Consider the following 22,524-nt stretch of genomic DNA (forward strand, 5'->3'; position numbering starts at 1 on the left):
CCGTAGAACGAACTCCTGGGGGAGGGATCAGATGGCAGAGCACGTAATCCTGTTTGCCGGGCCAATGGGCGCCGGCAAGACCTCCGCTATTCGCGCCCTCAGCGAGATCGATGTCGTCAGCACGGAGGCCGCAAATAGCGACCGAAGCGTCGCCGACAAACCCACCACCACGGTGGCTCTCGACTACGGCGAAATCGGCATCAACGAGGCCGAGAAAGTTCGCCTGTATGGCGTTCCCGGTCAACGTCGATTCGACTTCATGTGGACGATTCTCGCCGAACGAGCCGAGGGCGTACTGCTGCTGGTGAATGCGGATGCCGACAACCCTGTCGAGACCGCCATCGAATACGTCAAAGAATTTTTCGCTCTCTACGAGCGCGGCGGAATCGTCATCGGCCTCACACGGGCCGACCTCGTGCCCCGCGCGCTGATCGAGGAATACGCCAACGCTCTTGCCGATGAAATGCCTGACGTGATGATCCCGGTGCTTACCGTGGATGCTCGTTCCCAGGAAGAGATGATGACGCTCCTCATGACCCTCATCGCCAACATCGAGCTCAAGCAAGCCGTCGCCGACAGTATCGGTGTCGGCGTCGGTTCCGGTGGACGGAGGGCACGATGACTCTCGCGCCCCACCTCGACTCCAAGTACATCGTCCGAGGCGAACTCGCCTTGGGTGGACTTCGCGACCTAGCACCGTCGCTTCGCTACGCATCCCTTCTGACAGAAGACGGATTCAGCGTCGTTTCGGTAGCCGGTAAAGAATTTGACAGCAATCGATTCGCGAGCATGGCCAGTTCCACTCAGGCCCTCGCCGACGCTGTCGCTAGAGAATTGCAGCTCGGAGACAACGAGTTTGTGATCGTCGCGGCTGAACAAGGCCACGTCGTACAAGTACGAGTCCAAGGCCACCCGCTGGTACTCGCCGCACTTTTCACCGATCGAGAAACCATTGGCGGGTCGTTGACCGCTGCGCGCCGAACCGCGCGAAGGCTCACAACCCTCCTGATGGCGAAGTAGTACAAACCGAAAACCCGCTGGCCCCGAACTACCCGCGTAACCCGCACTAACCCGCACTAACCCGCACTAACCCGCAAGCAACACAAGCAGTACCTGAGCATGCACGACCCGAAACACCCGCAGTAGGACCAGGAACTACGAACAGAACGCGATCACTTGTCTAACCCGCAGATCACATTCTGACTCGAGGATTTTTACCCGAAGCACCACCGCGATGCACCCTCGGCACCGCACACCAATTCACGCAGGAGGCGTGAAGATGACTACATACGCAACCAACATCCCCGCCGGCTGGTACCCCGACCCGCTTGGCCTCCCCCAGCTGCGCTGGTGGGATAACCACACCTGGACTGACCAGATCTCTGGAGCACGCGCACCGCTCGTGCACCAGCTGGTCGATGTCGACTTTGCCGACCCCACCGACGACGAGCTCGACGATCACGTCCAGCCCGCCACCGCGACGACGCCGATCGGCCGCGAAACGACACCGGAGCCGACCTTGGCGAGCACGCTCCGCCAGCTCGAAGCCCCCATGCCCGAGCAGGCCGTTGACTCGGCTACCGCCGGCGACCCGACTGTCGGCTTCATGGGCGAGCCCTCGAATGACGACTTCGATCCGTCGATTCTCGTTTCAGAGTGGGCGCAGGTTGCTGAAGCAATCAAGATCGCCTCGAGCAGCGCGCAACCAACCGTTTTGGCGATCACCTCCTCCAGCTTCCCAATGCTCGTCATCGATGTGAACGAGCGCGCCTACTGGTGGAAAGCTGAAATCACCGACTTCCCGACGCACCCGGTCAGCATCAACGTGCGTAGCCACATCCGCGAAGAAGTGATTATGCCCACGGGTGCCGGTTTCGACCTCAACCCGCTGCTGTGGATGATCGGCAACACCGGTTACGCTCACACTCCCGCACCGTGGCTCGTCGATGGTGCCCGCTACCGTCTGCGTCGCTGGCCGAATATCACCAACCTTCCGCACGATGCTGACCAGCTGCGCATGACCTCGATCCTGAGCCATGCACCGCTGTCGGCGAAGGAACTTTCGGCGATTGCCGAGACGTTGCCCACTGCAGCACACGCACTCCTTGCGGCGCTGAGCCTCATGAACATCCTGCGCATCCTTCCCGGTGCCCGCGAAGACGAAACTGACACTCCGGCACCAGCGCCGGCACCTCAGGGCCTCTTCGCACGACTCCGCGGACGCCACAAGCGCTAACGATCTCAGCCGAGAGGGTGGGCATATTGCCCGGCTCACCCCTCGACTGAATAATCCTTGATTTCGGATGCCGCTGGCTTAGAGTGTCGGCATGACTCCGTTTTCGTCGCCCGCGTCCCATTTCGCGCGGTGGGCTACCGCCGCCTATCTCAGCGCTGGACTTCTGGGCGCTAATCAGTTCTTCTTCGGCGCCTACGGCGCAGTCGGCACAGCTCCGGCAGAGTTTCCCGTCTTAGTCACCGTCGTTGGCGCCGCGGTCGGAGTTTTTGCGATCGTGCTGCTCGCATTCGCCGTGGTCATGACGGGGTTCGCGATCAAAGCCGGATGGAGCGCTCGTTCACAGCCTGCGCGAGAGACCACCGCAGAGACGGCCGGCGACCGCCGCTACACTCTCGATCCGCCGGCGACCGCGCCGCTCTCACGTCGAACGCGATTGTCGATCAGCACCGGTACCGTCGTGGCGATGATGGCCGTAGTCACGATCGGAATACTGAATATCTTTATCTGGAATCCGCTGACCAAAGCTCCCGGGCTCACGCTTGACGAGATCTACGCAGCCATGACTGCGGCGGGAGAACTCGGGCCCGACCCGTTCCCTTGGATTTGGGCCATTTTCTGGCCCCTCGTCGCACTCGCTTTCGCGGGCCTCACGGCGTTGCCCACTTTCGCGAATATCATCACCGTGCGCGGGATGCTCATCCTTAGTTGCGTAATTCTGAGCGTGGCGATCTTCTTCCACTGGTTCGCCGGCTTCTCGATGGGCATGGGGCTGGCCGATACCTTCTTCGTCAGTGGCGGTGATGCCGCGAGCCCCGGCATGCTGCTCAGCATTCTCGGGCAGCTGCTCGCCGTCGCCGCGCTCTTCCTCGCCATCACCCCAAAACGCACAAACGCGGGCCGCCTGCCGGAGCAGACGACCCGCGTCGTTACGAACTAGCTAGCTTTCGCTGAGCGTCTTAGCTGTGAACCGCAGCAAGAGTGCGGCGGTCTTCGAGCAGCTGTGGCCAGAGCTTGCGGCGGTCGCGCACGACGAAGCCACGCGCAATGAAGCGGTCCTTGCCATCGAAGCGAGGGGCATACATCGAACGACCGTGCATGGCGCGCAGGTTGTCGAGCATCAGCAGGTCGCCCGGCTGCAGCACGTGGGCGTCGCGGTGCTCAATGTAGGTCTCGACGACCTTGCCGAGCAGACGCTGAGCTTCAGCGGTGATGCCGTGCATGAGGTCTTGGTCAACGAGGATGTACGGGTCGTCCTCTGGACCGGTGATGATCGGGAACGGACCACGAACGGCATCCGGGCGAGGAATGTATGGCTGGAACGACTCGTCGATCGTGGTTGCCCACAGCGGCTGGCGCAGCTTGGCAACCTCTTCAGGAGTCATCTGGGCAACAAGCTTGCGACCCGAGAATGCATACGTCTTCGCGTTCTCGTCACCGCGAAGGGCACCGAGGATCACATAGTCAGGCTTGAAGTCAGAGAAGCACTGCTCGGTGTGAGCTTCGAGCTCGACCTTCGAGCCCTGCGACTGCTGAGTTACAGCAAGCTTCGGGTTGGGGACCATGTCTTGAATGAGGTGGCCGTTGCCCTCAGCCTCGTAGGCAACCATGCTGCCGAGGAGGTGAGCAAGCATGCCCATTTCTTTCGCGAAGATGGTGGCGGCGCCCAGGCCGCTCTTGTTGTCGAGCGGAGTATCTGTAAGGTCTTCGTCGACATACAGGCCACGCACAACCATGATGCCGGCTTCGGAGCCGACCTCAGCAAAATTCAAAACAGCCGCACGGACCTCTTCAGGCAAACTGAACGCTGCAGCGAGAGCTTGGCGACCGAAGTCATCCGGGTTCTCATTAGGGTGCGCAGTAATGCGCTCGGCAGCGGTACGGATCGCTTCGGCAGTGGCCGAGTCGAGGGTGAACAGGCTCGATTGGAGCTCGTGAACGGTAATGTCGCTCTCCTTGCTTCGTGCGATGCGCTAGCTGTGGCTCACAGGGCTCTTGGAAGGCGCAATCGCGGACATCGTCTCCATAGGGAAGACACTTCATAAATTACACCCTCCACCTCCAAAAACACGAGGATGGCGGGGCCGACGGGGCCGTGCACAGCAAAGTTGAAGCAATCCCATAGGCGCAAACACAACCGCTCCAGTCGCGATAAGATAATCCGGCCAGCGGGAGTGGTGAAATTGGTATACACGCAGGATTTAGGTTCCTGTGCTTTCGAGCGTGCGGGTTCAAGTCCCGCCTTCCGCACCACATAGAGCACTCTGCGTAGTGCTCGCTCAGACAGCGACTACCGTCTTGCCGATGGCTCCGCCGGTTTCCACGAGTGCGTGCGCGGCCCGCAGCTGCTCTGCGTTGAGCGGGCTGAACGTGTGCGTAAGCGTCGTGCGGATCCGTCCGGCATCCACCAGATCGGCCACTTCGCCCAGCAGGTCGTGCTGCAGCACCATGTCGGCGGTGTGCTGGGCTGAGCGAGTGAACATGAGTTCCCAGTGCCAGCTGAGCGCCTTTGCCTTGAGCGACAGCAGGTCGAGCCCGGCCTCGTCGTCGATGGCCACGATCTCGCCGAACGGCTTGAGCAGTTCCACGATTGCGGGCAGGTTCTTGCCTGTGTGCGACGTGAAGACCCAGTCCACGCCCTCTGGTGCAACGTCGGCGACGTTGGCCGCGAGGTCGCCACGGTGGTTGACCACAGCATCCGCCCCCATTTCGGTGACCCAGGCTCGGGTTTCGTCGCGCGACGCCGTGGCGATCACGCGCACGCCGGTCAGTTCCTTGGCGAGCTGGATGAGGATCGACCCCACTCCCCCAGCGGCTCCCAGAACGAGCAGAGTGCCCGTGCTGGCGCTCGTGAGCTTGAGCTTGTGAAAGAGCGCCTCGTAGGCGGTGATGGTCGTCAACGGCATTGCTGCCGCTTCAGCGTGGCTCAGACTCGACGGCTTGCGGCCGACGATGCGCTCATCGACCAGGTGCATCCGCGAATAGGTTCCGGGGCGAGTGATGTCGCCGGCGTACCAAACCTCATCGCCCGGCTGGAACAGTGTCACGTCGGGGCCGACAGCGGCAACAACACCGGAGGCATCCCAGCCGAGAACACGATCGGCTACTTCTCCGCCGGCCCGCACTTTCACATCAACGGGGTTCACCGAAACTGCAGCGACTTCCACGAGGATGTCGTGGCCGGTTGGTGCGTCAACGGTCAGTTCTGCGTCGACCAGGCTTCCCTCGCTCTCAATCGGTCCGCCAGTGCGGGTAATGACGGCGGGGGCTACTGAGCCGATGCTGAAAGGGGAGGGAGCTGACGTGTTCATGGGGTCCTTTGCGTGATCGCTGGCGTGTGCCACCACGCTAAACCGCTCATAGTGGTGACCCGCAAGGGAGGCAAGTTACCCCGAGGTAAGTGTCTAGACGAGTGCGCGCGCTGCCTCAGTGCGCTGCGCATGCTCGAGTTGTGACTCGGCCCAGACACGCAATGCCTCGAGAGGAACACCGGCTTCGTGGCCGAGTGGGGTCAGGGTGTATTCCACGCGAAGAGGAACCTCGGCAAAGACTTCGCGATCGACGATTCCGTAGTCTTCGAGCTTGCGCAGCGTGCTCGTGAGCACCTTCGGCGAAATCCCATCGAGGTGACGCTGAAGTTCACCGAAGCGCATCCGACCACCTAAGAGGGCACCGATCGCGAGGGCTGACCACTTGCTCGCGACGACATCCAGCAAATCGCGGCACGGACACGTGGCCGAGAAAACGTTACCTAGGTGCACATGGTCATGATCGGTGCTGGGTTCGAGACTCATTCCCACTCCTTGATAGTTACTTTCCTTAGGAAAGCAAGAATACGCAGTTTTACGCAGAACCGGGGGTATCCCCCACAGCGAGGCCCCTCCAGCACGCGTTACTCTGTGACGTACATAGCTAACGTCGCCGACTACGCGCACCTAGCCGACGATTCTGGAGAACCCCCTTGGTAGGCACCGCCCTTATCCCTTGGCTCGATCCCCAAAACCTGATCACCGGTTTTGGGGCCTTCGCGCTGCTGGGCGTTGCCTTCATCGTCTTTGCCGAGACCGGGCTCCTCGTCGGATTCTTTCTTCCTGGCGATACTCTGCTTCTCATCACCGGCGTTCTCACCTTTGCCGGCGTCATCGAATATGACATTTGGTGGGTCTGTTTGGCTATAAGCCTTGCCGCCTTCCTCGGCGGTGAGGTCGGTTATCTCATTGGGCACAAAGTGGGCCCCAAGATCTTTGAACGCAAAGAGACAGGTCTCTTTAGCGTCGAAAATGTCAAACGCACCAATGCCTTCTTCACCCGCTTCGGCGGTCTCGCCGTCATCATGGCGCGCTTCGTGCCGATCGTGCGCACTTTCGCACCGGTCGCGGCGGGCGTTGGCCACATGGACTACCGCAAGTACTCGCTCTACAACGCGATTGGCGCCCTCATCTGGGGCTCTGGGCTCACCTTCGGCGGCTACTTGCTCGGCTACATTCCCTGGCTTAGCGATTTCATCGTCGAGTACATCGACCTGATCCTGCTCGCCGCTGTGACCCTCACCGTGCTACCGACGGCGTACCACTACTTCCGCTCGTCCTACAAAGCGAAAAAGGCGCGCGAAACTGGCCGCGCCGAGGCTCTCGACGATGCCGAAGCAGAAAAGCTAGCCCTGCACCCCAAAGACTTCAACCAAGACTTCGACGACTAGGCCAGAAGCCGCTATTCCTGAGGCGAACGCTTACGGATGGCGGTCACGGCCTGCTGAGCAGCGCGACGGACCTCAATGTCTTCGTCTTTTACGAGCTCGGAGATCGTCTCAACGACATCGAGCGAACCGACCGTTCCGAGGGCGCGAGCTGCCGACGCGCGAACGCGGGCAGTGTCGTCCGTCAGGAGCGCCACAAGCTGCTCGCGAGCGTCGAGTCGACGAGTAGCGACAACACGCGTTGCCATCTCGCGCACACGCCACGCTTGGTTACTGAGAGCGGCGCGTACGGCATCCGCAGCACTGTCGTTCCAGGCGTGCAGTAGCGCGCGCGTTCCCCACAGCTCAGGCCAGTAGAGCACCGGAGCGCCGTCGAGGATGCCCTGAGCATGTTCGCCACCGACAATCAGCAGGAACTCTTTGCCCTCGTTGTTGCCCTCGATAAGAGAGACGGCACGTTCGACAATGACGGCTTCGCCATGGCGTTCGCTCGCGGCCGTAATGCGGGCTGCGATGGGGAGTTCAAGATCTACTGCGTGGGGATCATCATGTTCAGACACGCCTCAACCCTACGTTGTTGCGCCCGACGCCGAGACCGCAGCGCACATACTCGCCGACGATCGGCAGGCGACGACTAGTTGCCAAGCAGCTGAGTGCGCACGATCGGCATGATCGCGGCGAATGCCTGAGCACGGTGACTGAGCGCATCCTTCTGGTCAGAGGTGAGGTCGGCGGATGTTCCCGGCTGGCCATCCGGACAGAAAATCGGGTCGTAGCCGAACCCTTCAGTTCCGCTCCGCTCGGTTGCGACAGTGCCCGGCCAGAGTGCGAGCTCCACGAACTCGTGAGCCTCTGCTGTGGAGGCACCAGCAGCGTCGGCTGTGCCAGCAACACCGGCCGGCACCACGAACGCTGCCGCACACGCGAACTGGGCGGCGCGGTCATCCGTGCCAACCATGTTGGCCAACAGAAGTTCAAGGTTGTCGACGTCGTTGCGGGTTCCCGCATACCGAGCCGAGTGGATGCCGGGGGCACCGCCCAGCGCATCAACACAGATTCCGGAATCGTCTGCGAGCGCCGGCAGCCCGGTGTGGGCAGCGGCGGCCCGCGCTTTGATCAGCGCGTTGGCTTGGAACGTGTCGCCGTCTTCAACCGGCTCAGGGCCGTCGTAGGCGACGAGCTCGAGGCCATCGAGTGCTGGGCCAAGGATGCGGCGCAGCTCAGCAACTTTGTGAGCGTTGTGGGTGGCGAGAACGATGCGCACGACTACGCGCCAGTGAGGGTGGTGCTGCTCTGGCCGAGAGTGGCAGCTTGAATCGCGGTGAGCTGCGTGCCGCCCGCGAGAGCGAGGTCGAGCAGCGAGTCGAGTTCGCTACGGTCGAAGGGTGCGCCTTCGGCGGTGCCCTGAACTTCAACGAAGAGACCGCGACCGGTAACAACAACGTTCATGTCGGTCTCGGCACGGACGTCTTCGACGTAGGCGAGGTCGAGCATCGGCTCACCGTCGATGATTCCGACGCTCACTGCGGCGAGCGAATCGAAGAGAGCCTTCGAGTTCTTGCCGATGAACTTCTTCTCACGGCCCCACTCGATGGCGTCAGCGAGCGCGATGTACGCCCCCGTGATCGCTGCCGTGCGGGTTCCGCCGTCGGCCTGAAGAACGTCGCAGTCGATCACGATGGTGTTTTCGCCGAGCGCCTTCATGTCAACGACAGCGCGAAGGCTGCGGCCAATGAGACGCGAGATTTCGTGGGTGCGTCCGCCGACCTTGCCCTTGACGGCTTCGCGGTCCATGCGGCTGTTCGTGCTGCGGGGAAGCATCGAGTACTCGGCCGTAACCCAGCCTTTGCCCTTGCCTGCCATCCAGCGCGGAACACCATTGGTGAAGGATGCCGTGCACAGCACCTTGGTCTTACCGAAGGAGATTAGTGCTGAACCCTCAGCCTGGTCGCTCCATCCACGCTCAATTGTTACTTCGCGCAGTTCGTTGTTTTCGCGGCCATCGTGACGGGTCATGTTTCTACTCTCTATCGGTCTATCGGTGAAGTCTGGTGGTCGTAAGCGGTGGGGGGCTCGCTAGGAAGGCGGTGGCAGGCTGATCGCGCCGGTCTCAAAAGTCTCGACGCTCACAATGTTTGGTCCCATGAAACGGGAGGCCAGACTGGTGAAGCCCTGTTTGTCTGGGCCTGTCGCTTCGAAGGCATGACGAGCGGGTGCCGTGGATTCGCGCAGCAAGTTGTGAGCGACGAGAGTGCTGTACACGTCGTAGGCGGTTTCTTCCGCACTCGAGACGAGTGTGACATCCCGCCCCATCACATACTGAATCGCCGCCGAAATGTGTGGGTAGTGCGTGCAGCCGAGCACGAGAGTGTCGATCTCGGCGGCCTTGAGCGGCGCCAAATACTCTTCGGCAACAGCAAGAACTTCTGGCCCAGTTGTGATGCCGGCTTCTACGAACTCGACGAAACGGGGGCAGGCCTGCGTGAACAATTCGATGCCGGATGCTGCAGCAAAGGCATCTTCGTAAGCCCGCGACTTGATCGTGCCCTCGGTGCCAATCACTCCGACGCGACCATTGCGGGTCTGACGCACTGCCGCCCTCGTGGCGGGCTGGATCACTTCGACCACTTCGATGCCGTACGCCTCGGTGTACCGCTCGCGGGCATCCCGCAGCATTGCAGCGGAGGCCGTGTTGCAGGCAATCACGAGCAACTTCACGCCGTCGTCAACGAGGCGGTCCATTACTTCGAGCGAATAGCGACGCACATCGGCAATCGGCTTGGGGCCGTACGGCGAGTGCAGAGTGTCGCCCACATACAGAATCGATTCGTGCGGCAACTGGTCAATGATCGCTCGGGCTACGGTGAGGCCACCGACTCCAGAGTCGAAAACGCCAATAGGTGCATCAGTCACGTCTTCAATCGTAGTGGTGGATGCCCACACTCTCCCCGACAGCGTTGAGGGACTGTCGCGTACTCTGGTCGGGTGAGTACCGCTCTGCTAACAGACCAATACGAGCTGACCATGCTCGACGCCGCTATCGGCAGTGGCCGCCACGAACGCCAGTGTGTGTTCGAAGTGTTTGCCCGCCGCCTTCCCGACAGCCGCCGCTACGGCGTTGTTGCCGGAACCGGACGCCTTCTCGAACTCATCGAACAGTTCCGTTTCGGCGACGACGAGCTCGGGTTCCTTTCGCGCAATGCGATCGTGAGCCCCACCACGATCGATTGGCTCGCCAACTATCGTTTCACCGGCGATATCAGCGGTTACCGGGAGGGTGACGCCTACTTCCCGGGCTCCCCCGTGCTCACCGTTGAGGGCTCCTTCGCCGAAGCTGTGCTGCTGGAGACACTCGCGTTAAGCGTGCTGAACTACGATTCCGCTGTCGCCTCCGCTGCTGCGCGCATGGTGTCTGCCGCCGACGGGCGACCCATCGCAGAGATGGGATCACGCCGCACTGGAGAACGCTCTGCCGTGGCATCCGCTCGCGCCGCCTACATCGCCGGCTTCAGCGCAACGAGCAACCTTGAGGCAGGGCGCAGTTGGGGCGTGCCCACGATGGGAACCGCAGCGCACTCGTTCACGCTGCTGCACGACTCCGAAGAAGAAGCATTCCAAGCGCAGGTCGACGCCCTCGGCCCCTCGACAACCCTCCTGGTCGACACGTACGACGTCGAGACTGCGGTCGAGCTGGCCGTGAAGGTCGCCGGAACCGGATTGGGCGCTGTGCGCATCGACTCTGGTGACCTTGCCGTTCAAGTCGCTGCCGTTCGAGCCCAACTGGACGCGCTGGGAGCAACGAAAACACGCATCACCGTGACGAACGACCTCGACGAACACGCGATCGCAGCGCTGCGCGCTGCCCCTGTCGACTCATTCGGCGTCGGCACTTCCGTGGTCACCGGTTCAGGTTTTCCCGCCGCCGGCATGGTCTACAAGCTTGTCGCACACCACAACGATGCGGGCGAATGGGTTTCCGTCGCCAAGAAGTCGACGGCGAAGGCCACCATTGGCGGTCACAAGGCGGCGGTGCGCGCTCTCGACAATGGCGTCGCATCCATGGAACTTATCTATCAAGAGTCCGAAGGACGCCCGGATGTCGAGGGCCGAGACCTCAACGTTCCGCTCATGACCGCAGGCATTGCCGATCACCAGTGGGTCGGTGATGGTGGCACGCTTGCTGCCCGCGATCACTGCGAAACGGCCATGTCAGAACTGCCGCAAACCGCGTTCCGGTTGTCGCGCGGAGAACCTGTACTGCCCACGGTCTACCGCTAGGGCTGTGTGCCGAGCGAAAAAGCTTGAGCGTTAGCCCTTCATCTTTTCGTAGACCTCTTTGCAGGTCGGGCAGATGGGAAACTTTTCGGGGTCGCGGCCTGGGGTCCAGAGTTTTCCGCACAGGGCACGAATCGGCTTGCCCGAGAGCGCCGATTCCATGATCTTGTTTTTGGGTGCGTAGTGCGAGAAGCGCTCGTGGTCGCCCTCTTCAACCTGCTCTTGGTTGAGCAGTTCTTCGAGTTCGCGGTCGAGCGTGTCGGTTCCGCCGCCAGTGCTATCGGTGTCAGCCATGGATCGATTCTACTTCCGTCGCCGTAAGCCGTTGTCTTTGCTTCCGCAAAGGTGGCTTGGGATGTGCTGGATCAGTTCTGTGAGGAGAGTGCGAGCAGTTCGGGGCCGCGGCGGACCATGATTCGCCCGCCCCCGTACACGCCGATGAGGAGCACGACAAGACCGAGGGCTACACCCACGATGAATGCTGCCCACTGTGGTTGCAGGTCGGTGAAGGGGTTGAAGAAGACGACGCCCAACACGGGCAATCCGAACAGCACGGTGATCGCGAAGGTAAACGATTGCACCGTAGCCGCATTCGATACGAGCGCTTGGGGCTGAATGAACGCACCGTGGCCGGGCAGCGGTGCCGCGTAGGGGAATGCTGCGGAGCTGATGCTGGAAACGCCGAGTCCTGCGAAGAGCAAGCAGAGGCTGAGGCCGATGAGGCCAGGCAGCGCTTCTCCATTGCCGACAATGACAACAGTGAGGATGCTGCCGACGACGGCGAGCGGGATGCCCACGAGCAAGTTGGGCACGATGCGCCCCCACCGGTCATCGGAGCCACGGGTGTGGGCCGAGACGTGGGTCCAGAGTGCGGTGTTGTCGTGAGCAACATCGTTGTGGGCACTCCAGCCGAGGAAGAGGCACATGACGGGCACGGGGATCCACGCGATCACGTCGGCTCCGATGCCGCCGACGAGAAGAGCGGCAACCATTCCGATGGGGATGATGGGGATGGCGGCGAGTGCAACAAAATATCGTGCGTCCCGAGCCCAGTAGCTGAGGCTTCGTGCCGCGATGGCGCCCAGTGGCGTTGACGGCATGAGGCGGAACCAGCCGAGGCCCGAACGGTACGTTTCGACGGCGCTGCGCTCAGGGCGAGAGAGCACGTAGCCCAAGAGGAAGTACCAGCAGGCTGCGAGAACGGCCAGGAAGCCGACCGCGATCGCGAGCTTGCCCACAACGTCGCTGCTGTCTCCGGCTGCTGCGGAGGCCGGCGCGCTAAACGCGACGCCGAGCGGCGTCCACTCCATCACCGCGGCAACCCGGCGAATCACGGGCAACACTTGGGATTGGTAGTCGGCGAGAGCGAGCATGACGGCGATGGGCAGTGAGGCAACCACGAGAGCAATCGCGACAATGCCGAAGCCTTCTCGCAAACGTCTGGTGCTCAAGTAGCGGGCCGCGATGAGGCTGGCGAGTCGAGCTCCGACAATGGCCGTGACGAATACGACGATTCCCGACAGCACAGCGATAAGGGCGGATGCGAGGCTTGCCGACCACGCGATGACTTGCGCCACGGCGAGCCCGGCCAGCATCACCGTGGGGATACTGACGGCACCGGCGAGCAGCAGGAGCAGCGCGAGGCGGATGCGGGTGACGGGGAGGTAGGAGAATCTGCGCGGGTCGAGTGCGTCATCCGCGTTCCACCCGAGGGGCATCACGAGAAAGCCGAGGAGAACGGCGGAGCCGAAGACGACGAGTGTGGCTCCCGCAACTTCGGGGGTGGTGTTGCGCAGGTCGGCAACGGCGAGGATGGCCATCACGAATAGGACGGCGCTGTAGATCAGCACCAGTCCCATGGCGGATGCTACGAGCGGTCCTCGGCGAAACGCGTTCGCCAGGATGGTTAGTCTCAGTCGGAGAAACTGCTCAACCACTCGAGCCCTCCCCCACTGGAATTTTTGCCGGTCAACTGCACGAAGCGGTCTTCGAGCGACATTCCATTGCGCACTTCGTCGATGGTGCCGTCGGCGAGCAGTCGTCCTTCGACGATGACGGCAACGTGGCTGCAGACGCGTTGCACGAGTTCCATGCGGTGGCTGGAGAGCAGCACGGTGCCGCCGGCATCGACATACTGCTTGAGGATGCGGGTGACGGTTGCCGCCGAAACGGGGTCAACCGATTCGAAGGGTTCGTCGAGCACGAGTAGGCGCGGCGAGTGGATCATGGCTGCGGCGAGCGCGACCTTCTTGAGCATCCCGGACGAGTAGTCGCTTACGAGGCGGCCCATGACGTCGTCGAGGCCGAAGGCGGTGGCGAGGTCAGCGGAGCGCTTGCGCACTTCGGTGGCGTCGAGTCCGCGCAGCACTCCCGAGTAGTAGAGCAGTTGCGAACCCGTGAGGCGGTCGAAAATGCGCAGGCGGTCGGGCAGTACGCCGATGGAGCGCTTGGCGACTTCTGGTGATGCCCAGACGTCGACTCCGTTAACAGTGGCGCTTCCCGAGTCGGGGCGCAGCAGACCGGTGATCATGGAGAGCGTTGTGGTTTTACCGGCGCCGTTGGGGCCAACAATTCCGTAGAACACTCCCGCGCGCACGCTCAAACGAATGTCATCAACCGCGACAGTGTCGCCGAAGCCCTTCGACAATCCGCTGACTTCCAATACGACGTCGCTGGATGTCGCTTCAAGTCCGTGGCCCACAGTGGCGTCGACCGCAACCAGGGCGTCGCTCGCGGCCGCAGGTTCTAGCTCAGGTTCTGTTGTGGTTTCGTCGGTGGGTTCCGCCTCGGCTGCTGCCGCGCGTTCCGGCGCGGGAGCCGTAGTTGCCGCCACCGCGGTTTCGGACTCAAGTTCTGCGTCGTCGCCAGCGGCGCTCGCGGTCGCTGCCTCTGCTGTGTCGGCGACGAAGTCGGATTCGGACTCGGCAGCGCGCTCAGCGTCAGCATCAGCGTCAGCGTCAGCGTCAGCGTCAGCGTCAGCGTCAGCGTCAGCGAGCTTCTGGTCTTCAGTAGTTTCAGCGTCAGCGTTCTCGCCATCGGCCTTCAGCGCTTCGGCTTCCGCAGCAGCTTCCTCAGCCTCAGCCTTGTCAGCGGCGACCCGCTCTGCCTCGACACGTTCGGTTTCAGCCTTTTCGGCTTCGGCACGCTCTGCTTCGACCCGCTCGGCTTCACGCTTGTCGTCTTCTGCCTTCTCAGCTGCGGCCTTGTCAGCGGCAGCCTTCTCGGCGAGCGCCTTTTTCTCGGCCGCTTCCGCTGCGGGCGCAGCGAACTGCGATGCAAGGGCACGCAGGCGTGCGAGTCCCGCGAGTACGGCATCCGGCTTCTCTGCGGGTTCTACGGCCGCGGGCTCCGCGTCGTCCTCCGCGTCAGAGTCGCTCTCCGCGTCAGAGTCGCTCTCCGCGTCAGAGTCGCTCTCAGCGTCAGAGTCGCTCTCCGCGTCAGAGTCGCTCTCCGCGTCAGAGTCGCTCTCCGCGTCAGAGTCGCTCTCAGCGTCAGAGTCGCTCTCAGCGTCAGAGTCGCTCTCCGCGTCAGAGTCGCTCTCCGCGTCAGAGTCGCTCTCAGCGTCACTAGTGGTGTCATCCGCAGCTGCCGGTTCTGCAGCAACGTCAGCGGTGGTGCCCTGGGCGCGCGAATCGGCAACGACACTCGCGTCGGCCTTGTCAGCATCCGTCGTGACCTCGGTGCTCTCAGCGATTACAAGATCGTCAACGAGCGCCTCAACGTCGACCGCTCCAACAGCATCCGAGTCGGGGGCAGCCGTCTCCGACGCAGCAGGCTTCGGCACGGTCGGCTTGGGTGCGGTGGGTTTCGGTGCGGTCGGCTTGGGTGCGGTGGGTTTCGGTGCGGTCGGCTTAGGCGCCGTCGAGCCCCGGGCCGCTTGGCTCGTCGTTGCGGCAGCGCTAGCGGCACCAGTCTTGGCGACACCACTCTTGGCGGCACTGGGCTTCGCTGCACCACTCTTTGCGGCACCACTCTTTGCGGCACTCGACTTGGCTGCGCCGGGTTTCGCAGCAGCACGCTTCGTTGCGGTTGGAGTCGGCTTCGCGGCAGTCGACTTGCTCGCGGCGCTCTTCACCGTCGTCGGCGACGGTTTCGGAGCGGTCGGCGACTCACCGGCAGACGCATCAACATTTGACGCATCAACGTTTGACGCATCAACGTTTGCGGCAGCACTACTCGTAGTGCTGGCCGGCGTCTTGCGAGCGGCGGGCTTCTTGGCGGCGGGCTTACGAGTAGCAGGAGTTGTTGGCTTAGCGGTAGACGATTTTGCTTGAGAACCACGGGCCGTAGCCGGCTTCCGGGTGCTGCTCGCGGGCTTCGTTACCGGCGTTTCAACAGACTTCGTGCCCTCGTCGGGTGTTTGGGCGTTTTCCACTGTCCAAACCTACCAATCAGATGCGCAGAGAATGAGCCTGCATCACAAATAGGCAACAACCCTCCAAAATCTATGGAGTTCTCGGCCGACACAGTTAGCCTGACTATCGCACAAAGGTGTGTCGTTTTTTCCAATCTCGGGTTAACAGTAGGTAAATCATGAACCTTGAACCCGAGCCCCAGAACTACTGAGGAGACCACCATGACTACACAGGTCGTAATTTTAGCTGCCGGAATGGGCAGCCGTTTGGGCCGCTCGTTGCCGAAGCCGCTTACTGAGCTCAGCGATGGACGCACCATCATGCAGCAGCAGTTCGACAACATCCGTCACGCTTTCGGCAACAATGCCAAGGTCACGATCGTTGTCGGCTACAAGCTTGAGCACATCATCGAAGCATTCCCTGAGGCATCGTTCGTCTACAACGAGCAGTATGACCAGACCAACACCTCCAAGAGCCTCATGCGTGCACTGCAGGCATCCGCTCCTGGTGGAGTTCTCTGGATGAACGGCGACGTTGTCTTCGACCCGACCGCTCTTGAGCGTGCCGCGGCCATGGTTGCTCGCGACCAGTCCTTCGTCAGCGTCAACACCGCGAAGGTCTCTGACGAAGAAGTCAAGTACACGACCGACGCTGAGGGCTACATCAAGGAACTCTCCAAGACCGTCAAGGGCGGACTGGGCGAGGCCGTTGGCATCAACTACATTTCGCGTGACGCCAAAGCAACTCTCGTGCGTCACCTCAAGAAGGTCGGCGACCAGGACTACTTCGAACGCGGCATTGAGCTCGCCATCGAAGAAGACCGCCTGCTCATCGAGCCCGTCGACATTTCTGACCTGTACGCCATCGAGGTGGACTTCGCTGAAGACCTCGAGCGTGCCAACCTCTTCGTCTAACGAGACATCTGGCTCAAGTGAGCCTCCCAGCTTTTGCCCGTTTCGCACTCAGTGCGAGGCGGGCATTGCTGCTTAAAGTGAAGAATCGCTCACACAACTGCGAATGAGTGCGGCTGATTGTCGAATTGCCCGTTTACTATAGGGGCGTGGCGAACACAGCACTGGAGCGACCTGCATGGTCTCCCCTCACCCGATACCGCCGCACTCTCTGGTTGCTCACCATGCGCGACCTCCGCGTGCGGTATTCCACCTCAGCCCTCGGCTACGTGTGGTCCGTTCTCGACCCTCTGGTCATGGCGGGCATTTACTGGTTCGTTTTCACTCAGGTCTTCGACAAGGCTGTGGGCGAGCAGCCCTACATCGTGTTCCTACTCAGCGCTCTGCTGCCCTGGATGTGGTTCAACGGTGCAGTATCAGATGCCACGCGTGCCTACCTGCGTGAGGCCAAGCTCATCCGGTCCACCAAAATCCCTCGCACTATCTGGGTTGCCCGGCTCGTGCTCTCTAAGGGGATCGAGTTCATCGCGAGCCTGCCAGTGCTCGCCTTCTTCGCTATCGCGAGCGGTGCCGTGCTGCACTGGGAGGCAATCTACTTCGTGCTTGGCGTGCTGCTGCAGGCGGTCCTCACGATCGGCGTTGGCCTGATTGTGGCGCCACTGGTGGTGTTCTTCCGCGACCTTGAGCGAGCAACCAAACTCGCGCTGCGCTTTCTGTTTTATGCCTCCCCCATCATTTACGGCATCCCCGATTTGGAGAAGCTTGGCCTCGACGGTCTCGCCGCGTTCAACCCGCTCGCCGGAATTTTCTCGCTGTATCGTGCCGCGTTCTTCCCTGAGCAACTCGATTGGTATGCCGTGATCATTGGAGCTCTCATGAGCCTGATCCTCGTCGCTGTCGGAATACTTGTCTTCACGCGCACCGAGCGTGCCGTGCTGAAAGAGATCTAATGGGCGACAACTACGTCATTCGGGTTGACGACGCCGGCATCCGGTTCCGCCTCAACCGCCGCTCACGCCGCAGCTTCAAAGATCTCTTTGCCGGCCGCAAGCGCCGCGCACGCTCCGACGAGTTCTGGGCGCTGCGCAATGTCAGTTTCGACGTCACCGCTGGTGAAGCAATTGGTGTTGTTGGCCGCAACGGTCAGGGCAAGTCCACGCTACTCAAGCTCGTGGCCGAAGTCATGCTCGCCGACGAAGGCACCGTGCACGTTGGAGAGGGCGTCGCCCCGCTCATCGAAATCACGGGTGGATTTGTTGACGACTTGAGCGTGCGCGACAACGTGTACCTCACGGCAGGCCTGCACGGCATGACCAAGCGCGAGATCAACGAACGCTTCGACGAGATCATCGAGTTCGCCGAAATCGAACGTTTTATCGATACGCCCTACAAGCATCTTTCGAGCGGGATGCGCGTGCGCATTGCTTTCGCCGTGATCTCGCGCCTCGAGGAACCCATCATTTTGGTGGATGAAGTTCTCGCCGTCGGCGACAAGGCATTCCGCGAGAAGTGTTACCGCCGCATCGAGGAACTCTTGAAGGGCGGCCGCACGCTCTTCTTCGTCTCCCACAACGAACGAGACCTGCGCCGCTTCTGCACGCGAGGCCTCTACCTCGACAAGGGTGAGCTCGTGCTCGACGGGCCGATCAACGATGTGCTCGCGCGCTATAACGAGGACTACGGCGCCTAACCGTCCAACGACGCACCAACGTCACGGTTGCTCAACGGCTGCCTAACTCTCGGAGTGCCGTCAGAGTCCTCCGGTACGGTTAAAACTATGGCTAAGAGCGAAGTGAGCACCTCACACCCCATGGTGGTGCGCGGAATCGACCGAGTACTCACCGTGCAGCGTCCCGTCGTGTTGGCCCATATCCGCAGCATCCGTCGCAGCAAGCCGCACGCGACTCCGGATGAGATTATTGCCGTTCTGGAGCGCCGCTATCTGGCCGCCGTCACCACCGGTGGCGCCCTCGTAGGCGCAAGTGCCGCCATCCCCGCCGTCGGCACGGGAACCTCGCTCGCGCTCTCGAGCGTTGAGACGGCCGGGTTCCTTGAGGCCAGCGCGCTCTTTGCTCAATCGGTCACTGAAGTGCACGGCATCGTCGTTGATGACCCCGACCGCGCACGCGCGCTCGTTATGACGATGGTGCTCGGCACCGCCGGCAGCGACCTCGTGAAGCAACTGGCCGCTCAAGCAAGCGGCACGGGCGCCGCGCGCTCGGCGTACTGGGGCGAAACCCTCGCCAAGGGCCTGCCAACCACGCTCATGGGTCCGATTGCTGACCGCATCAAGCACACCTTCCTCAAACGGTATGCCGCAGCCCAAGGTACCAACATCGTGGGTCGCCTGATGCCCTTCGGTATCGGCGCCGTGATCGGCGGTGGAGGAAACAACATTCTGGGCCGTCAGATTATCCGCACAGCCCGCCAAGGCTTCGGGCCAGCACCGGCAACCCTGCCATCCTGGCTTGAGCCCGTAATTGCGCTGCCGAAAGCGCCCAAGACGCCCAAAGTGCGCGGCGAGCGCAAGAAGCTACCGGCGCTGCCCAAATTGCCGCAATTGCCGCAGCGACGCAAGCGCCAAGGATGGGTCGAGCTCGAGAGCGACGACCAGCCCTAGATCAGCTACTCGTTAGACGTCGGCTCATCGTCGTCATCCTCGAAAGGATCCGCTTCGCTCGACGGTCGATCGCCAATGTGCAACTGGGCGTGACGATGCCACAGGGCGATCAACGTTTCAATGGCTGCGTGGAAGCGAGCAGTCGCGGCGCCAGAAGTCGTGTCACCGAAATGACGCTCAGCCCAATAACCAAGGCGTTCCTTCGCCTCAGTGTCGAACTGCACGCGCTGGGCGATCGAAAGGATGTCGCCAGCCTGGTCGGCGCGTAACCACTCGCACGCTCCAAGGTAGCCACCCTCATCGATGTCAGCGTGCTCCGAGAGCGGACGCGTGACGATGAGCGGTTTGCCGGTGGCGAGCCGGTCATAGACCATCGCCGAAACGTCAGTGATGGCGACATCCGCTGTAACAAGCTGCCAGCCCATCTCTTTGCCGTCGTCGTAGATGTGCTGCACTGATGGGTCAGTTTCGTTCGCTTCGGCAATCGCAGCAATGATCGCGATGTTGGCTCGCTTGTATTCAGGGTCGACAACACCACTGCGGGGGTGCGGGCGATAGATCAGGCGGTGCTTGTCGCTCGCGAGAACCGCGTTCGTCAAAGCGACGCCGTGGCTGGCGATGGAACCGTAGGCGGCAGCATCGCGGTCGCCCTCCCAGGTGGGGGCGTAGAGCACAACGGTGCGGTCGTCGGGAGCGTACGGCAATTCTCCGGCGAAATGGTCGGCCTGCGGACGCCCGATCGGGATTGCCTTCTTGGCGACATCGAAATCCCAGAGCTTGTAGCTCAAACGATCGAGCGCGGCATCCCCGGCCACAAGACTGAAGTCGTAAGCCTTGAACTGGTTCGTCGTCATGTACATCTTGTCGCTCTCACCATGGTTGATGAAAACGTGCCACATGTGGCCGTACCGGAACATCTGGAAGTTTTTGGCGTTCTGGTTGACGTAGAAGATGATCTTCAACGGCTGCTCGGCCACAAACTGCTCAAGCTCAGATACTCGACGCAAATAGACGGTTGGTACCGGCGCTTCATCCCACAACGCCAGCACTGAACTCGGTGACCGCGAAATGATCGCTACCGGAAAGCTCTTCGAGAGTTCGGCTAGCGGGGCATACCACTGGCGCATTTGGTAAAGGTTGACCTTGGTATCAGCGAAGTAAACCGCGATGCTCACCGAACCAGGAACGGGTAGCGGATGCTCGGCTATGAGGTTCGCTACTCGACGCCGATTGCGGCGCGAACGCAACATAGAGCGCACCACCTTGCGTGCGGTTATGAAGTCTTTCAGTAGCGCCATGATCACAATCAAATCATCGGAGGGTCAATAGAACACCTCACCCGCCGCTCCGTTATCGAGCCGATGCTGATCCAGCGGCAGGTAGTTGGACCGCGCTTTCGATAGTACCTGCCCTCCCCTCGGAGGCCCCTACCCGGCGAGACCGCTGGGAACCGCAGGATTTTGGGGATTATAGAGGTACGATTGATAGAATGACCGATTCTGATTCAACCGCACCGTCTGATACCACCGAGACCGCGATCACTTTCTCCGACCTCGCTCTCAGCGATGCGGTACTGAAAGCGGTTCGCGACATTGGCTACGAGACGCCTTCGGCTATCCAAGCAGCCACTATTCCTACTCTTCTGGAGGGGCGCGACGTAGTCGGCCTCGCCCAGACCGGCACGGGAAAAACTGCAGCGTTCGCGCTGCCGATTCTCTCGCGCCTCGACGTTTCCCAGAGCAAGCCACAGGCGCTCGTGCTCTCCCCCACCCGCGAACTCGCGTTGCAGGTGTGTGAGGCATTCGAGAAGTACGCCACTCACATGCGCGGCGTGCACGTGCTGCCCGTTTACGGTGGGCAGGCCTACGGCGTTCAGCTGTCGGCACTGCGCCGCGGTGTTCACGTTGTTGTCGGTACTCCCGGCCGCATCATGGACCACCTCGCCAAGGGCACGCTCGACCTTTCCGAGCTCAAGTACCTCGTTCTCGATGAGGCCGACGAAATGCTCAAGATGGGTTTCGCCGAAGACGTTGAGACGATCCTCGCCGACACCCCTGACGACAAACAGGTTGCACTCTTCTCGGCCACGATGCCGGCGCAAATCCGCCGCATCTCCAAGAAGTACCTGAACAACGCCGAAGAAATTACGGTCAAGTCGCAGACCACCACCTCGGCAAACACGAGCCAGCGTTACCTCGTTGTCTCGTACCCGCAGAAGGTCGATGCGCTCACCCGCATCCTCGAGGTCGAAAACTTCGAAGGAATGATCGTCTTCGTTCGCACCAAGAGTGAAACCGAAAACTTGGCTGAGAAGCTGCGCGCCCGTGGTTACTCGGCCGCCGCCATCAGCGGTGACGTGGCTCAGGCCCAGCGAGAGCGCACCGTCAACCAGCTCAAGTCGGGCAAGCTCGATATCCTCGTAGCAACAGACGTTGCAGCTCGTGGACTCGACGTTGACCGCATCAGCCACGTCGTGAACTTCGACATCCCCGTTGACACCGAGTCCTACGTGCACCGCATTGGTCGCACAGGTCGCGCCGGTCGCAGTGGTTCGGCAATCAGCTTCGTCACTCCTCGCGAGCGTCGACTGCTGACTGCCATCGAGAAGGCAACACGCCAGCCGCTCACTCAGATGCAGCTGCCCTCGGTTGAGGACGTGAACTCCACGCGACTCACTCGCTTCGATGACGCCATCACTGAAGCGCTCAACCAGCAGCCTCGCATTTCGGCCTTCCGCGACATCATTGCTCACTATGTTGAGCACCACGATATTCCTGAGGCGGATGTTGCTGCCGCTCTTGCCGTTGTAGCCCAGGGCGAGACTCCCCTGTTGCTGTCGGCAGAAGAGGAACGCGCCCAGCGCTTCATCGAGCGCGATGACCGCAAGGCACGCACCGATCGCCCCGAGCGTGGCGGAGAACGCGGCGGAGATCGTGGCGACCGCCCCGAGCGTCGCCCTCGTTCGACCAAGCCGATGGCTGCCTACCGCATTGAGGTCGGCAAGCGTCACCGCGTTGAACCCCGCCAGATCGTTGGCGCTCTCGCCAACGAGGGTGGCCTCAGCCGCGACGACTTCGGTCACATTCAGATTCGTCCGGACTTCTCGCTCGTCGAGTTGCCCGCCGACATGTCGAAAGATGTGTTGGAGCGACTGCGCGACACTCGCATCAGCGGCAAGCTGATCGAGATCGCTCCCGACCGCAAGGCAAACGGGGGCGGAGCGCGAGGCGGAGACGGCAAGTACCCCAGCCGCGATCGCTCATTCGAGGGTGGCGCTCGCGCTAACCGCGAACGTGAAGAATCACGTGGCTACAACAACCGCGATTCTGCGCCCCGGAACGATGCCGGTCGCGACAACACATCGCGTGACAGTGGCAACCGCTACGAAGATCGTCCGACGCGCAAGCCTCGTACCAAGTACTAATTCCACACCG

The 22,524-nt window shown here is 61.6% G+C and carries 22 protein-coding genes and 1 tRNA gene; 12 read left to right on the forward strand and 11 right to left on the reverse strand.

The genetic code is table 11. The features are described 5' to 3' along the window. Positions 1-31 precede the first annotated feature (31 nt). The 4 genes from I6E81_RS09840 to I6E81_RS09855 all read left to right on the forward strand — a co-directional run bounded on the left by I6E81_RS09840 (position 32) and on the right by I6E81_RS09855 (position 3,173). Positions 32-622: an ATP/GTP-binding protein gene (locus tag I6E81_RS09840; RefSeq protein WP_197107277.1), complete on the forward strand. Its 591-nt coding sequence runs from the start codon at positions 32-34 to the stop codon at positions 620-622. Beyond that, positions 619-1,020 (forward strand): roadblock/LC7 domain-containing protein, encoded by a 402-nt coding sequence (locus I6E81_RS09845; protein ID WP_197107278.1) that lies wholly within the window; start codon positions 619-621, stop codon positions 1,018-1,020. The genes I6E81_RS09840 and I6E81_RS09845 overlap by 4 nt, the downstream gene beginning before the upstream one ends. Before the next feature lie 259 nt (positions 1,021-1,279). Beyond that, positions 1,280-2,236, forward strand: coding sequence for a DUF2510 domain-containing protein (locus tag I6E81_RS09850; RefSeq protein WP_197107279.1), 957 nt, complete (start codon positions 1,280-1,282; stop codon positions 2,234-2,236). A 91-nt stretch (positions 2,237-2,327) separates the two neighbouring features. Next, positions 2,328-3,173: a hypothetical protein gene (locus I6E81_RS09855; protein WP_197107280.1), complete on the forward strand. Its 846-nt coding sequence runs from the start codon at positions 2,328-2,330 to the stop codon at positions 3,171-3,173. A 19-nt stretch (positions 3,174-3,192) separates the two neighbouring features. On the opposite strand, the gene I6E81_RS09860 is transcribed toward I6E81_RS09855, so the two are convergent. Beyond that, positions 3,193-4,032, reverse strand: coding sequence for a TauD/TfdA family dioxygenase (locus I6E81_RS09860; protein WP_197107281.1), 840 nt, complete (start codon positions 4,030-4,032; stop codon positions 3,193-3,195). 369 nt (positions 4,033-4,401) lie between these two features. On the opposite strand from I6E81_RS09860, the gene I6E81_RS09865 reads away from it, so the two are divergent. After that, positions 4,402-4,486, forward strand: a tRNA-Leu gene (locus tag I6E81_RS09865). Between the two features lie 26 nt (positions 4,487-4,512). Here I6E81_RS09865 and I6E81_RS09870 read toward each other — a convergent pair. Beyond that, positions 4,513-5,544 (reverse strand): zinc-binding alcohol dehydrogenase family protein, encoded by a 1,032-nt coding sequence (locus I6E81_RS09870; RefSeq protein ID WP_197107282.1) that lies wholly within the window; start codon positions 5,542-5,544, stop codon positions 4,513-4,515. 93 nt (positions 5,545-5,637) lie between these two features. After that, on the reverse strand, positions 5,638-6,027 hold the full coding sequence (locus tag I6E81_RS09875) for a helix-turn-helix domain-containing protein (RefSeq protein ID WP_197107283.1): 390 nt from the start codon (positions 6,025-6,027) through the stop codon (positions 5,638-5,640). A gap of 167 nt (positions 6,028-6,194) precedes the next feature. Between I6E81_RS09875 and I6E81_RS09880 the strand changes: the two genes are divergently transcribed. Beyond that, a complete protein-coding gene (locus I6E81_RS09880) occupies positions 6,195-6,932 on the forward strand; it encodes a DedA family protein (RefSeq protein ID WP_197107284.1) in 738 nt (245 codons plus the stop codon). 11 nt (positions 6,933-6,943) lie between these two features. Here the strand turns inward: I6E81_RS09880 and I6E81_RS14620 are convergent, their stop codons facing one another. From I6E81_RS14620 to murI, 4 genes are all read right to left on the reverse strand, one after another. Continuing rightward, positions 6,944-7,489 carry a HEAT repeat domain-containing protein gene (locus I6E81_RS14620; RefSeq protein ID WP_197107285.1) on the reverse strand — a complete coding sequence of 182 codons (546 nt, stop codon included), beginning with the start codon at positions 7,487-7,489 and terminating at the stop codon, positions 6,944-6,946. 74 nt (positions 7,490-7,563) lie between these two features. Further along, positions 7,564-8,193, reverse strand: a complete 630-nt coding sequence (rdgB, locus tag I6E81_RS09890) for an RdgB/HAM1 family non-canonical purine NTP pyrophosphatase (RefSeq protein WP_197107286.1) — start codon at positions 8,191-8,193, stop codon at positions 7,564-7,566. 2 nt (positions 8,194-8,195) lie between these two features. Continuing rightward, positions 8,196-8,945, reverse strand: coding sequence for a ribonuclease PH (gene rph, locus I6E81_RS09895; RefSeq protein ID WP_197107287.1), 750 nt, complete (start codon positions 8,943-8,945; stop codon positions 8,196-8,198). A gap of 60 nt (positions 8,946-9,005) precedes the next feature. Beyond that, entirely contained in the window at positions 9,006-9,842 is an 837-nt protein-coding gene (gene murI / locus I6E81_RS09900) for a glutamate racemase (protein WP_197107288.1), read from the reverse strand. Between the two features lie 72 nt (positions 9,843-9,914). Here murI and I6E81_RS09905 point away from each other — a divergent pair, with 72 nt between their 5' ends. Next, a complete protein-coding gene (locus I6E81_RS09905; RefSeq protein ID WP_307784138.1) occupies positions 9,915-11,207 on the forward strand; it encodes a nicotinate phosphoribosyltransferase in 1,293 nt (430 codons plus the stop codon). 30 nt (positions 11,208-11,237) lie between these two features. On the opposite strand, the gene I6E81_RS09910 is transcribed toward I6E81_RS09905, so the two are convergent. The 3 genes from I6E81_RS09910 to I6E81_RS14625 form a co-directional block, all read right to left on the reverse strand. Further along, a complete protein-coding gene (locus I6E81_RS09910; RefSeq protein WP_197107289.1) occupies positions 11,238-11,498 on the reverse strand; it encodes a DUF3039 domain-containing protein in 261 nt (86 codons plus the stop codon). A gap of 71 nt (positions 11,499-11,569) precedes the next feature. Further along, a complete protein-coding gene (locus I6E81_RS09915; protein ID WP_197107290.1) occupies positions 11,570-13,063 on the reverse strand; it encodes a hypothetical protein in 1,494 nt (497 codons plus the stop codon). 53 nt (positions 13,064-13,116) lie between these two features. Then, positions 13,117-15,579, reverse strand: coding sequence for an ATP-binding cassette domain-containing protein (locus I6E81_RS14625; protein WP_307784139.1), 2,463 nt, complete (start codon positions 15,577-15,579; stop codon positions 13,117-13,119). A 201-nt stretch (positions 15,580-15,780) separates the two neighbouring features. Here I6E81_RS14625 and I6E81_RS09925 point away from each other — a divergent pair, with 201 nt between their 5' ends. From I6E81_RS09925 to I6E81_RS09940, 4 genes are all read left to right on the forward strand, one after another. Next, on the forward strand, positions 15,781-16,473 hold the full coding sequence (locus I6E81_RS09925; RefSeq protein WP_197107291.1) for an NTP transferase domain-containing protein: 693 nt from the start codon (positions 15,781-15,783) through the stop codon (positions 16,471-16,473). A gap of 146 nt (positions 16,474-16,619) precedes the next feature. Then, complete coding sequence (locus I6E81_RS09930) at positions 16,620-17,420, forward strand: ABC transporter permease (RefSeq protein ID WP_307783908.1); 801 nt, start codon at positions 16,620-16,622, stop codon at positions 17,418-17,420. After that, positions 17,420-18,160 (forward strand): ABC transporter ATP-binding protein, encoded by a 741-nt coding sequence (locus I6E81_RS09935; RefSeq protein ID WP_197107292.1) that lies wholly within the window; start codon positions 17,420-17,422, stop codon positions 18,158-18,160. The genes I6E81_RS09930 and I6E81_RS09935 overlap by 1 nt, the downstream gene beginning before the upstream one ends. 87 nt (positions 18,161-18,247) lie before the next feature. Then, on the forward strand, positions 18,248-19,090 hold the full coding sequence (locus tag I6E81_RS09940) for a hypothetical protein (RefSeq protein ID WP_231600019.1): 843 nt from the start codon (positions 18,248-18,250) through the stop codon (positions 19,088-19,090). A gap of 5 nt (positions 19,091-19,095) precedes the next feature. On the opposite strand, the gene I6E81_RS09945 is transcribed toward I6E81_RS09940, so the two are convergent. Continuing rightward, positions 19,096-20,388 (reverse strand): CDP-glycerol glycerophosphotransferase family protein, encoded by a 1,293-nt coding sequence (locus I6E81_RS09945; RefSeq protein WP_197107293.1) that lies wholly within the window; start codon positions 20,386-20,388, stop codon positions 19,096-19,098. Between the two features lie 191 nt (positions 20,389-20,579). Between I6E81_RS09945 and I6E81_RS09950 the strand changes: the two genes are divergently transcribed. Next, entirely contained in the window at positions 20,580-22,514 is a 1,935-nt protein-coding gene (locus I6E81_RS09950; protein ID WP_197107294.1) for a DEAD/DEAH box helicase, read from the forward strand. The last annotated feature ends 10 nt before the right edge of the window (positions 22,515-22,524 follow it).

Origin of the sequence: Salinibacterium sp. NG22, assembly GCF_015864925.1 — a bacterium.
In the GTDB taxonomy this organism is placed as follows: domain Bacteria; phylum Actinomycetota; class Actinomycetes; order Actinomycetales; family Microbacteriaceae; genus Rhodoglobus.

What these genes read in the sequence shown, in the direction of transcription:
- I6E81_RS09840 (WP_197107277.1), top strand. Translation starts at nt 32, where the DNA reads ATGGCAGAGCACGTAATCCTGTTTGCCGGGCCAATGGGCGCCGGCAAG.
- I6E81_RS09845 (WP_197107278.1), top strand. Translation starts at nt 619, where the DNA reads ATGACTCTCGCGCCCCACCTCGACTCCAAGTACATCGTCCGAGGCGAA.
- I6E81_RS09850 (WP_197107279.1), top strand. Translation starts at nt 1,280, where the DNA reads ATGACTACATACGCAACCAACATCCCCGCCGGCTGGTACCCCGACCCG.
- I6E81_RS09855 (WP_197107280.1), top strand. Translation starts at nt 2,328, where the DNA reads ATGACTCCGTTTTCGTCGCCCGCGTCCCATTTCGCGCGGTGGGCTACC.
- I6E81_RS09870 (WP_197107282.1), bottom strand. Translation starts at nt 5,544, where the DNA reads ATGAACACGTCAGCTCCCTCCCCTTTCAGCATCGGCTCAGTAGCCCCC.
- I6E81_RS09875 (WP_197107283.1), bottom strand. Translation starts at nt 6,027, where the DNA reads ATGAGTCTCGAACCCAGCACCGATCATGACCATGTGCACCTAGGTAAC.
- rph (WP_197107287.1), bottom strand. Translation starts at nt 8,945, where the DNA reads ATGACCCGTCACGATGGCCGCGAAAACAACGAACTGCGCGAAGTAACA.
- I6E81_RS09910 (WP_197107289.1), bottom strand. Translation starts at nt 11,498, where the DNA reads ATGGCTGACACCGATAGCACTGGCGGCGGAACCGACACGCTCGACCGC.
- I6E81_RS09915 (WP_197107290.1), bottom strand. Translation starts at nt 13,063, where the DNA reads ATGGGACTGGTGCTGATCTACAGCGCCGTCCTATTCGTGATGGCCATC.
- I6E81_RS09925 (WP_197107291.1), top strand. Translation starts at nt 15,781, where the DNA reads ATGACTACACAGGTCGTAATTTTAGCTGCCGGAATGGGCAGCCGTTTG.
- I6E81_RS09935 (WP_197107292.1), top strand. Translation starts at nt 17,420, where the DNA reads ATGGGCGACAACTACGTCATTCGGGTTGACGACGCCGGCATCCGGTTC.
- I6E81_RS09940 (WP_231600019.1), top strand. Translation starts at nt 18,248, where the DNA reads ATGGCTAAGAGCGAAGTGAGCACCTCACACCCCATGGTGGTGCGCGGA.
- I6E81_RS09945 (WP_197107293.1), bottom strand. Translation starts at nt 20,388, where the DNA reads ATGGCGCTACTGAAAGACTTCATAACCGCACGCAAGGTGGTGCGCTCT.
- I6E81_RS09950 (WP_197107294.1), top strand. Translation starts at nt 20,580, where the DNA reads ATGACCGATTCTGATTCAACCGCACCGTCTGATACCACCGAGACCGCG.